Annotated in this window: 10 protein-coding genes and 1 other annotated feature; of the genes, 1 reads left to right on the top strand and 9 read right to left on the bottom strand. The window is 41.5% G+C overall.

Annotated elements, in window-relative coordinates; all coding sequences use genetic code 11:
• The 8 genes from AC4GME_RS10815 to AC4GME_RS10850 form a co-directional block, all read right to left on the bottom strand.
• A partial coding sequence (locus tag AC4GME_RS10815) for a HisA/HisF-related TIM barrel protein (RefSeq protein ID WP_490379382.1) occupies positions 1-310 on the bottom strand: 310 nt, incomplete at its 3' end.
• Positions 311-380: 70 nt separating this feature from the next.
• Entirely contained in the window at positions 381-1,118 is a 738-nt protein-coding gene (hisA, locus tag AC4GME_RS10820) for a 1-(5-phosphoribosyl)-5-[(5-phosphoribosylamino)methylideneamino]imidazole-4-carboxamide isomerase (protein WP_490377275.1), read from the bottom strand.
• Between the two features lies 1 nt (position 1,119).
• Entirely contained in the window at positions 1,120-1,719 is a 600-nt protein-coding gene (hisH, locus tag AC4GME_RS10825) for an imidazole glycerol phosphate synthase subunit HisH (RefSeq protein WP_490377274.1), read from the bottom strand.
• A complete protein-coding gene (gene hisB, locus AC4GME_RS10830) occupies positions 1,716-2,786 on the bottom strand; it encodes a bifunctional histidinol-phosphatase/imidazoleglycerol-phosphate dehydratase HisB (RefSeq protein WP_490377273.1) in 1,071 nt (356 codons plus the stop codon). Before hisB ends, hisH begins: the two co-directional genes overlap by 4 nt.
• Before the next feature lie 10 nt (positions 2,787-2,796).
• The gene (hisC, locus tag AC4GME_RS10835; RefSeq protein WP_490379383.1) at positions 2,797-3,867 is read right to left on the bottom strand and encodes a histidinol-phosphate transaminase; all 1,071 of its coding nucleotides are present in this window, start codon (positions 3,865-3,867) and stop codon (positions 2,797-2,799) included.
• An 89-nt stretch (positions 3,868-3,956) separates the two neighbouring features.
• Positions 3,957-5,258: a histidinol dehydrogenase gene (gene hisD, locus AC4GME_RS10840; RefSeq protein ID WP_490379384.1), complete on the bottom strand. Its 1,302-nt coding sequence runs from the start codon at positions 5,256-5,258 to the stop codon at positions 3,957-3,959.
• A gap of 2 nt (positions 5,259-5,260) precedes the next feature.
• On the bottom strand, positions 5,261-6,157 hold the full coding sequence (hisG, locus tag AC4GME_RS10845) for an ATP phosphoribosyltransferase (RefSeq protein ID WP_490377270.1): 897 nt from the start codon (positions 6,155-6,157) through the stop codon (positions 5,261-5,263).
• 22 nt (positions 6,158-6,179) lie between these two features.
• Positions 6,180-6,302 (bottom strand) — a sequence feature (His leader region).
• A 139-nt stretch (positions 6,303-6,441) separates the two neighbouring features.
• Entirely contained in the window at positions 6,442-6,615 is a 174-nt protein-coding gene (locus AC4GME_RS10850) for a DUF2986 domain-containing protein (RefSeq protein ID WP_490379385.1), read from the bottom strand.
• A gap of 801 nt (positions 6,616-7,416) precedes the next feature.
• Here AC4GME_RS10850 and AC4GME_RS10855 point away from each other — a divergent pair.
• A complete protein-coding gene (locus tag AC4GME_RS10855; RefSeq protein WP_490379386.1) occupies positions 7,417-10,179 on the top strand; it encodes a hypothetical protein in 2,763 nt (920 codons plus the stop codon).
• 511 nt (positions 10,180-10,690) lie between these two features.
• On the opposite strand, the gene AC4GME_RS10860 is transcribed toward AC4GME_RS10855, so the two are convergent.
• A partial coding sequence (locus tag AC4GME_RS10860; protein ID WP_490379387.1) for a substrate binding domain-containing protein occupies positions 10,691-11,353 on the bottom strand: 663 nt, incomplete at its 5' end.

Below are 11,353 nucleotides of genomic sequence, written 5' to 3' on the forward strand. Positions count from 1 at the left end.
TGTTGATTGATACTTTATCTGCGCCAAACTCTAAAATACGGCGCGCATCTTCTTCAGTCTTGATACCGCCTGCTACGCAAAATGGAATATCAATCACTTCTGCAACACGGCTAACCCAGCTTTTATCAACAACGCGGGAGTCTGAGCTTGCGGTGATATCGTAGAAAACCAGCTCATCAGCGCCTTCTTCAGCGTAGCGTTTAGCCAGTGGTACAATATCACCGACGATTTCGTGGTTGCGAAATTGCACACCCTTTACGACCTGACCATCCTTTACATCCAAACAAGGAATTATGCGTTTTGCTAGCATGGAGTATTCCCCTTAACGTTATTGAGGTATTCCATTACAAACTGACTATATTTAATATCCAGACAAGGAATTATGCGTTTTGCCAGCATTTGATAGCCTCCTTAACATTGAATTTACCTTCAAGCAGTGCACGACCGACGATCATACCCGATGCGCCAGAGCGAGCAACGGCTGCGATATCATCTAAAGATCCGATACCACCAGATGCTTGCCATGCTACCTGCGGGTAAGCAACCGCCATCTCTTTATAAAGATCAACGTTAGAGCCCGTTAATGTGCCATCTTTAGATATATCAGTACAAAGTACATGTTTAAGGCCAACCGCCAGGTAGATTTCAAGTAGTGATTCAATGGTTTGACCACTTGCTTCCTGCCAACCTGAAACAGCAACAATCTTATTACCATCTGCATCGATATTAATATCAAGTGCTAAAACGATATGTTCGGCGCCATATTTTTCCATCCAGCCAGCAACCATTGCCGGTTCTTTAACCGCTGTTGAGCCGATAACCACACGCTGCGCGCCTGCATCTAATAAGTCTTTAACATCCTGTTCTGTGCGAACGCCGCCACCGATTTGGATTTTAGCTGGAGTATTTTTTATCAAACTAGCAATCACATCTAATTGGCGTTTCGTAACATCTTTTGCGCCATCTAAATCTACCAGGTGTAACCAGTCTGCACCGTGCTTGTTGTAAATAGTAAATTGGCTTTGTGGATCATCACTGTAAACAGTTTTTTGTGCGTAATCACCTTGGTACAAACGAACTACTTTACCGTCGATAAGGTCTAATGCTGGGATAATCATCTTAAAGCTCCAGGAAATTTTTAATTAGTTGCGCACCGGCTTTACCCGAACGTTCAGGGTGGAACTGCACCCCGTAAAAATTATCTTTATTAACAGCTGCTGTAAATGGGCTACCGTAATCACAACTTGCAATCGTATCGTCATTTACTGGCAGGGCATAGCTATGTACAAAATAGAAGTAGCTGCCCGCTGGGATATCTTTAAATAGCGGCTCATCCAATTTAGGTGTTACTTGATTCCAGCCCATATGGGGAGAACGAAGTGGTGCCACATCCATTTTTTCGATATTGCCTTCGACAATTCCAAGAGTTTTAATAATTGGTTGCTCACCAAAACCCTCTTCAGAGGCTGCCGCTAACATCTGCATACCTAAACAGATACCCAAAACAGGCTGGGTAAGGTTTTTAATCTGTTCAACTAAATCACGTTCGATTAGGTTAGCCATCGCTTCTTTAGCAGTGCCAACGCCCGGCAAAAACAGTTTGTCAGCTTGCTGCAAAATAGCCGGCTCTTTACTGACAGTGACTTGATAACCTAAACGCTCGATGGCGAATTTAACCGATGAAAGATTAGCGCAACCTGTATCAATGATAACTATCATAAAACACCTTTGCTAGATGGTAGATCGGTACCTACAATCTGCACGCTTTGGCGCAGTGTACGGCCAAATGTTTTAAATAAACCTTCAACCATATGGTGCGCATTACCATCTTCAACTTCAAGATGCAGTGTTGCGCCCATCGATTGTGCTAATGAGTAGAAGAAATGCTCAACCATCTCAGTAGACATAGTCCCCACTAATTCACGAGGGAAGTTTGCCTTAAATTTTAGGTACGGACGACCTGAAAGATCTAATGTACAGCTGGCTTTTGTTTCATCCATAGGCAGTACAAAACCAAAACGGCCAATTCCACGCTTATCACCTAAGGCTTTGTTTAATGCTTCACCCAATGCAAGCGCAGTATCTTCAACGCTATGGTGATCATCAATATGCAAGTCACCTTTAACACTAACATCCATTTGGAAACCGCCGTGAGTGGCAATTTGATCTAACATATGATCGAAGAAACCCATGCCAGTATCGATATTGTTCTCACCCGTTGTGTCTAAATCAACGCGTACATTAATATCGGTTTCTTTGGTGGTGCGTGTTACCGATGCAATACGACCTTTGCTGGTTAGCTGTTTAACAATAGCTTTCCAATTCAATGTTTCTCTGTTGTATAAAATACCTGTCAAGCCCATATTGTCGGCCAGACCAATATCTGTATGGCGATCACCAATTACATATGAGTTAGCAAAATCGATACGTCCCGATTTTAGGTACTCGCTTACCATGCCTAAATGCGGTTTACGACAACTGCAGTTATCATCGATGAAATGTGGACAAAGCAGGGTAGCTTCAAATTTAACACCTTGAGAAGCAAATATTTCCATCATTTTATCTTGTGGGATATCAAAATCAGACTGCGGGTAACTTGTCGTACCTAGACCATCCTGGTTAGATACAATCACTAAAATATAACCTGCGCCTTGTAGTGTTAATAAGCTTGGAATTACATCTGCTTCAAATTTTAATTTTTCTAAACTATCAACTTGCTTATCGCTGATTGGTTCATCAATTAACGTTCCATCACGGTCGATGAATAGAAATTTTTGTTTACTCATTTTTTTATCCCTACAGCGAGTTTAAAGTCTTAAGTGTGCTTTCCATTTCAGCTTTTGAGCCGATGGTAATACGAATACAGTTTTCCAAACGTGCTTTATTGGCAAAATCACGCATAATAATGCCGTCTTTAGCGAATGCTTTAAATACCTTGGCGGAGTCTTCAAAGCGCACTAGCAAGTAGTTACCCGTTGCTGGAAAGACTTCTTTTACACAAGGTAGTGTTTGAATTTGTTGCTGTAATACAGCGCGGTTGTTATTTAAGATTGCCACACGCTCGCGCATGATCTCTAAACCGTTTTCTGATAATGCTTGTGTTGCGATTTGTGCAATCGGATCCGGCACCGGATACGGCGCAATCACTTTTGATAACATATCAATAACACTTGACTGTGCTAAGGTGAAACCACAGCGAATTGATGCTAAGGCAAACGCTTTTGATAAAGTTCGTGTGATAACCAGGTTTTCATGTTGGTCGATCAAATCGGCTTGGGTCAGCTGCGGACAGAATTCGATATAAGCTTCATCAGCAACAATTAAAGCCTTACCTTTTGTTGCTTGTAATAGTTCAACTAACTTTTGTTTGTCGAGCATATTACCAGTCGGATTATTAGGAGCACATAAGAAGACAATTTTAACTTGGCTAGCTTCTTTATTTACCGCTTCGCTTACTGCTTGATAATCAACATCAAAGTTACTATCAAGTGCCACTTCTTCAATTGCGACTCCGCATGTTTCTGCACTAATCGCATACATACCGTAAGTTGGCGGACAAATTAAGATGCTGTCTAAAGCGGGTTCACAAAAAGTACGAATTAGAATCTCAATGCTTTCATCTGCACCGCGTGTTGTCAGTACTTGTGTGTTTTTCAGGTTGGCATATTCTGCGTAAGCACTGATTAATGCAGGGGGTTGAAATTCAGGATAACGATTGAGTTTACTTGAGTCGAGTTGGTACTCATTACAATCCGGTGATTCGTTAGCATTTAACCAAACTTCACCTGTTCCACCAATACGACGAGCAGAAAGGTAAGGGGTTAATGCTTGCACCGTTTCTCGGGCGAGGTGTTTGATATCACTCATGTCTTTCTATCTTCCCTAGCTGACAATTGCTGAATGTGGGGCGCAGATTTTAGCCTGCTTATTTTTTGCCCCGTTTAATTAATCTGTTTTTACTTATTTAATTTATCCATTCGGATAGTTACCGCACGTTTATGTGCAGTTAAACCTTCAGCATCAGCAAGACAGGTTACCGTCGGCGCTAAATTACGTAAACCATCAGAAGTCAGCTCCTGCACTGTGTAGCGTTTACTAAAGTCAGCCAAACCTAAACTTGAATAGGTACGGGTATAACCGTAAGTAGGTAATACATGGTTAGTACCACTGGCGTAATCACCGACAGACTCTGGTGTCCAGGCTCCTAAGAATATCGAACCGGCATTTTTCAGTTTAGGTTGTAAAGCACGCGGGTCGTTTGTCTGTACAATCAGATGCTCAGGTGCATAACGGTTGGAAATTTCAACCGCTTGGTCGAGATCTTCACAAATAATGTTAACGCTGTGTGCTAATGCTTTTTCTGCAATTTCGCGGCGCTCTAATACAGCAACTTGCTTGTTAATCTCGATTGCGGTTTGTTCTGCAATCTTTGCACAAGGTGTGACTAAAATAGATTGTGAATCATGGCCGTGTTCTGCTTGTGATAACAGATCAGCTGCGATAAACGCAGGATCTGCATCTTTATCTGCAATCACTAATACTTCCGAAGGACCTGCCGGCATATCAATAGCCGCACCTGCAAAATCATTACTGACTTGGCGTTTAGCTTCTGTTACAAACGCGTTACCCGGGCCGAATATTTTATCAACAGCTGCAATAGTTTCTGTACCATAAGCAAGAGCCGCAACGGCTTGTGCGCCGCCCACAGTATATATTTCATCTACGCCACAAAGTGATGCTGCATATAAAATTTCATCAGCCAGTGGAGGAGGTGAACATAAAACTAAACGGGAACAACCTGCTATTTGCGCTGGAGCACCCGTCATAATAACAGTTGAAGGAAGCGGGGCACTGCCACCTGGAATATACAGACCAACAGACTCAATTGCTTGCGTATGCATTTCACAAACAACACCAGGCATAGTTTCAACACGGATCACATCCTGCTTTTGCGCTTGATGGAACTTAACAACTTGCTGATAAGCGGTTTTAATCGCATTTTTAATATCATCGCCTAAACGTGCTGTTGCTTGCTCGATATCGTCACTTGTTTTGCTGAAGTTATTACCATCGAGTTTGTCAAAACGTTTGGTGTAATCAAGAAGGGCACTATCACCCGTCGCTCGAATAGCAGTAATGATTTCAGACACAGTACTCGAGAGTGCCGAAGAATCAGCCATTGCCGGGCGAGAAAGCAATTGTTGTTGCTCTTCGCCTGATAAACCTGACCAGTTAACAGTCTGCATTCCAGTTTGCATGTTTACTCCATCATTTTTTCAATTGGTAAAACTAAGATAGAGCTTGCGCCTAATGCTTTTAATTGTTCCATTGTTTCCCAGAATAGATTTTCTTTGCTTACCACATGCAGTGCAACGTGGTCACTGTTACCAGCCAGTTCCATTACCGTTGGTCGCTCTGAACCTGGAAGAAGGCTGTTGATTGCTTCTAAGTTGGCTTTAGGTGCGTGCAACATTATGTATTTACACTCTTTAGCAGATTGAACGCCATCAATACGAGTTAAAATACGGTTAACTAAATCTTGTTTATCTGCACTTAATGCTTCTTCTCTTTGCATTAAAACAGCTGTTGAGCGGTAGATAACTTCTACTTCTTTAAGACCGTTTGCTTCAAGTGTTGCACCGGTTGAAACAAGATCACAAATCGCATCAGCAAGACCTGCACGTGGAGCAACTTCAACTGAGCCGGTTAACATACAAGATGTGTAAGGTACGTTTGCTTCTTCCATAAAACGTTTCAGGATATGCACGTAAGTTGTAGCAATACGAAGATTTGCAAGTGACTCAACACCTTGGTAATCAAAGTCATTATCAACAGCTAGAGAAAAACGACAGCCGCCAAATGCAAGCTCTTTAACCACTTTGTGTGCAGTAGGCTCGTTAGCTACAGCACGCATCATGCTCTCTTCTTCTAGTACGTTTTGACCGATAAAACCAAGATCAACCACACCGTCCATTACTAGACCAGGAATATCGTCATCGCGTACACGAAGAATATCAATTGGCATATTTTCACTGTGGGCAATTAAACGCTGTGTGTTTAAATTTACTTTAACGCCACATGCTTTTAATAACTTAACGGTATCGTCGCTTAAACGACCTTTTTTCTGTATTGCGATTCTTAAACGTTGCTCTGACATAGTCAATTTCCTTGCCTTAAAAACTAAAAAACCCTCGGGAGGTTTGCCTTCCGGGGGTTAATTTTGTTGGTAACCACTGGAAGCACATGAAACCTCTCCCAAGAATAAAATCCTGAAAGATTAGGTGATATGGTGATGATGTTGTGCTTTCAGAATAACTTTTTTCACGGTTACGTAAATCTCTTTAAATTTAATTGTCTGTAGAATATCAATCTAGTTATGAAAAGTGAACTGTTTTTTGAGCATAATAAAGATAAATTCGAATACTTATGCATTTTTAATGATTATTCATCGCCTGCAGTTTCATTCTCTAGGGCTGAATTGTTTTCCAATGCCTCTAATTTTGCACGTTCCGCTTTTGAAATATATTTCGGTTTGTGGCTAGGGTTGTTTTTAGCATTCATTCTTTTAATACGTTTGTCGAGAATACTGTTCATTTTTTTCTTTCTGTTCATCATTGTTTCCTAGCTTTTAAATAATGAAGGTATTGTAAAGAACTGCTAAATAAACACAAGTTAAAGCAAAGATAAGCAATAATGGTCAGGCAAATGCCTTTTCCTGTTTGAAACACTGAACAAGTAACTTACGAGAGATTAGTTATTGATAGTAGCTAATTATTAGCTTTAGCTATTTTGTTTCACCATCTATTGTTACTGATTTCGCCAAAAACTACCTATAGTCGAAATATAGTCCTAGCCGAATTGTTTTGCGCGTAGGATTTTTTTTGTAACGTGTGGTTAAACTTTCATAGTTGCTCTTCCGCTTTTGACAGCTGGTTACTTTTCTTTCAACTGCAAGAGTAAGTAGGGGATGCAGAGCTTAGCCCGCTTATAAACCTGAACTGGCGTTCAATTCGCCCACCTTGTTTCACTTGCTAAAGGAATTGACAGATCAAGAAAAACGCTAACCGAGTTGGTTTTTTGAAAGACAATAAAGTTATGGGTGTCTCGCTTCTTATGTTTTGTTTCTATTTAGATGTAATAGTGCGTAATAGGAATATTTAGTTGGTTTGTATAACATACATCGCTTAACGCAATGATTTAAATGAATATAAGGTATGGATGTCCAGCCTTTCCGTTCAACAAGGCCATAATTTTCATGGTGTCTACTTTTCGTGGGTAGAATCATTAACCTTGACTATGTTTTAGTCCACATAATACTTATGGAGGAGTAGTGTAATAATGCTGTCTACTAGTTCGAATTCTTTCACAATCTTTAGTTTATATTTTAGTATTCTCCAAAAGGGAGTATTGATCTCCTTGCTGTTCACCTTAGTTGCCTGTGGTGGTGGTTCAGATGAGAGCAGCACTGCTGTAATTACAGGGCAAGAACTAAACCCCTATTTACCGCCGGATAAGAGTAGCACTTGGTATTACAATGACTCCTCCAGTGGAGTGCGTTTTTCTGACGCTATCGTTGTTGATAATCGTTCTCTCGATGTGTTGGTCTACCCAACCAGCGGGAAAGAATATTACTCTACCGATAACGTTCAAATAGCCATAAAAGGATTTTACGCTCCATCTATCCTCGTATCTGGTGTAGGTACTTTTAACGCTGATTTCATGTTTGATGAAGCGTTGGTTTTATGGAAATCAGGCTATTTAAGCGGTGCTACTGGCAGTATTAACACAAGTGGTACGGTAAACATTAAGCCCTCGTATGGTCTCCGGGGGACTTCACTAACAGGAACCAGTACCTTTCACGGTGTTGAAACTGTTACCGTGCCTTACGGGACTTTTGAAGCTATCCATGTCAGTTATAATATCTCAGTCAGTGCAACCATTGAAGGGCTCAATATTGATATCCCCTGGTCTGGAGAGCTTTGGCTGGTAGAAGGTATGGGGATTGTGCAGCGTTCCGAAAACGGTACAACTTTTATGCTGACAAATTACGATGGGAAGGATTCTGATGGTGATGGTATCTCCGATTTTGTGGATAAGTTTCCCAATGATGCCAATGAGCAGATAGACACAGACAGTGACGGTATCGGTAACAATGCGGATGTCGATGATGACGGCGATGGCGTAGATGACATTAATGACAAGTTTCCGCTCAACCCTGCCGCTTCAGATGATACCGATGACGACGGCATAGATGATAGTAAAGATAACGATGATGACAATGACGGTCATCCAGATGTTAGCGATTACTATCCTTTGGATCCTGAACTTTTCGAGCCGTTAACAACCAATAGCGCAAAGTTTACTTCGACGCCGGTTCTAGGCGACAGTGACATCATAAGTCACACTCTGGAAATCAGTGGCACTAATATTGATTGGACCTTAAGTAGCTCAGCGGCTTGGTTGCAACTTAGTCAAAATAGTGGCTCTGGTGATCAGCTGGTTACCCTGACAGTTGATGCTAACAGCTTGAGTGTTGGGCTGCATGAAGCGCAGCTGACGCTTACTAATAAACTGGATGCAAGCGAACAGACAATTGCAGTTACTACAGATATAATCCTACCGACACTCTCTTTGTCTGTCGGTGCCATTAAATTAGATGGTACATACAGTTGGAAAGATCTGGCTGAATCGTTGCAGATCTCTCTTAACACTGGGAATAACAGCTATGGCTTAACCTACAGCATCAATTTCCCCAATAGTGGAGTTTTCAGCGTGGATGCGGTTACGGCCGTGAGTGAAAACCTTTCAGGCATTGATGTTGAAGTAATTGATCCCGCCGAATTAACTGAGGGCGTGTACGATGGTGAAATTATCTTTACTGCAACCGTTATGGACGAGGAGATTAGCGCTACATTGGATGTCGAGGTACTGGCCTCTAAACATCTCCTGCTGGTGCCAGACAGTGGCGTTGCACTGTCAAAATTTGTAACTGTGGATAAATTAAGCCATAGCGTTGATATCCTCGACAGTTATGGTTTAACGTCAACCAACTGGATCGCGACCACATCTGCGCCATGGATAACGGTTACCGCAGCAGGCACCATCTCTGATGTGTTAACCATAACCGCTGATGCAGCTGGCCTTACGGTTGATACCTTGCATACTGCGACAATTACAGTGAGCTCAAGTGATGCTGGTATCGAAAATTCGCAGACCATTAATGTCGGCTTCTGGGTAGGCAGTAGCGATCCGGCTGCCAGCACATCTATTAATGCAACATATTCGAAAGTGACCTCAGATCCTGTTCGCCCCTATGTTTATCTTAATGCGGGCGGAACTAGTATCGATGTTTATAACGTCTATGATCAATCTTCCGTCACTACCATCAGCGCAGTGGGAACCACTCTGGGTGAGATGGAGGTGAGTGCCGATGGTCAGTATCTGTATGTTGCCGACACCAATGATGATTCGGTAATCATCATTGACCTTGATAACACTAGCAATCGCAGTAGTTGGACAAGTACTGATTCACTAGCAGCAGGTTTTACCCTATCAAAAACAAATGATCGAGAGTTATTAATCTCAGGCTACGGTAATCTATATGACGCGCAAACAGGTACTCTTTATGTTGGCGATGCTCACCGTTCTTACTATGGTTTTAACTATCTGGATGCCAGCCTGTTTGGTAATCGCTTCTGTGCAGTTAATTCTGGTATCAGCCCCTATACAGTAACTTGCTATGACCTTAACTACAGCAGTTACAGCGATCAAGTATTGGTTTCAATGATTGACGGTGCAGTGCCGCATGGTACTGGCAGTAATGGCCGTGATGTGGCATTAAATAATGAGGGCACGATAGCTTATACGGCTAGTGGTGCGCCTTACGTCTTTATTCCTATCAATATCGACACGATGACCGTTGGCGTAAACCTACCTGCAGATTCCTATCCGACCGCAGTCGAAATTGGTCCCGATAACGCGCTTCATGGAGCCAGCAGTAGCTCGTACGGACCAACGGATATATGGATCTATGAAAGCAGTGGCATATTACGCACTTCTGATTACATTTCAGGCTACACGGATGAGATATTGGACAGAGCATTAGCTATTTCTGGTGACGGCTTTATCAGCATCGCCATAACCTCAAACCCATCGGTAGCTTTTGTTAGCGGATTCTGACGAAGTGCAGTGCATAGCAATAACGTAATCAAGCGAAGAAAAGGAAACTCACTTTATAGAAGTTATTAAAGTGAGTTTTCAGATGTTTATCTGCGGATATGCCATTCTTTAAATACCGAGACTAGCTCTCCATTTTAATTTCATAAGGGCAGGGTAAAAGGGTACTAAGCCTTGGTGGTGACAAATGGTTGGTAGCAGTTGGTGTTCATGGCCAAATTATCGTAGTTAATCAAGAATCAAAAACGGTGATTGCTATGTTCGGTAATTAAAATGTGCGTCATAGCGATCGTATGGCAATTGGTTACTTCCATACCGTGACCTCTGCACTCAAAGCTGCAATCAAGTAATTGAACTAAAAAGAAAAGCTTTCTGGATTTACTGACTAATACTCAGCAGTTAAGATAACTATGAGCAGTTGAATTACCCTACACTTTGTTTACGTAAGGCTCTAAGATTTATTAATTTTTAGAGCCTTTTATTTTTAAGTAATATCAGCTTGTTAGAAAACAATTTAGCCCACCTGTGTTAAATAATTCTGGAAATGCTTCGTTACAAAATCGATAAATGCTCGGATTCTAGCGGGTTGGTATTTGTCTTGCTGATAAAGTAAAAATAATGGTGTAGGGGGGATCTGCCATTCTTTAAATACCGAGACTAGATCGCCATTTTTAATTTCATCAGGGCAGTAAAGGGTGGGTAAACGGACAATACCATTACCTGCTTTCGCACCATTTAGCATGACTCTGCCATTTTTACAGCGAAACGTCCCTTTAATCGGAATTTCAACTTGATTATTAACATCTTCAATATGATGAAAATGCCAGTGATTAATCGATCCGGTAATGCATAGGTGATCTTGTAACATTTTAGGATGGTTTGGATAACCATGTTTTTCTAGGTACAAGGGGCTCGCTAAGGTATCAATCGGAATATTTATCAATTTCCTTGCGATTAATCCTGAGTTATCTAAATTCCCCATGCGGAAGACCAGATCAAATCCGTCACTTAGCAGATCAACGCGTTGGCTATTGAAATCCAAAGTTACCGTTATATCTGGATATTGTTTAATGAAATTATTAATTATCTTGCAGATGAGCTCCTCACCAATAATGCCACCCACACTATTAATATTAATAGTGCCTTGTAGTTTATGAGCGTTATCCACAGTGATCGC

The sequence above is a fragment of the Psychromonas sp. genome (genome assembly GCF_983033635.1).

Coding starts and splice junctions, on each gene's coding strand:
- hisA (WP_490377275.1), bottom strand. CDS start 1,118: ATGATTATCCCAGCATTAGACCTTATCGACGGTAAAGTAGTTCGTTTG.
- hisH (WP_490377274.1), bottom strand. CDS start 1,719: ATGATAGTTATCATTGATACAGGTTGCGCTAATCTTTCATCGGTTAAA.
- hisB (WP_490377273.1), bottom strand. CDS start 2,786: ATGAGTAAACAAAAATTTCTATTCATCGACCGTGATGGAACGTTAATT.
- hisC (WP_490379383.1), bottom strand. CDS start 3,867: ATGAGTGATATCAAACACCTCGCCCGAGAAACGGTGCAAGCATTAACC.
- hisD (WP_490379384.1), bottom strand. CDS start 5,258: ATGCAAACTGGAATGCAGACTGTTAACTGGTCAGGTTTATCAGGCGAA.
- hisG (WP_490377270.1), bottom strand. CDS start 6,157: ATGTCAGAGCAACGTTTAAGAATCGCAATACAGAAAAAAGGTCGTTTA.
- AC4GME_RS10850 (WP_490379385.1), bottom strand. CDS start 6,615: ATGATGAACAGAAAGAAAAAAATGAACAGTATTCTCGACAAACGTATT.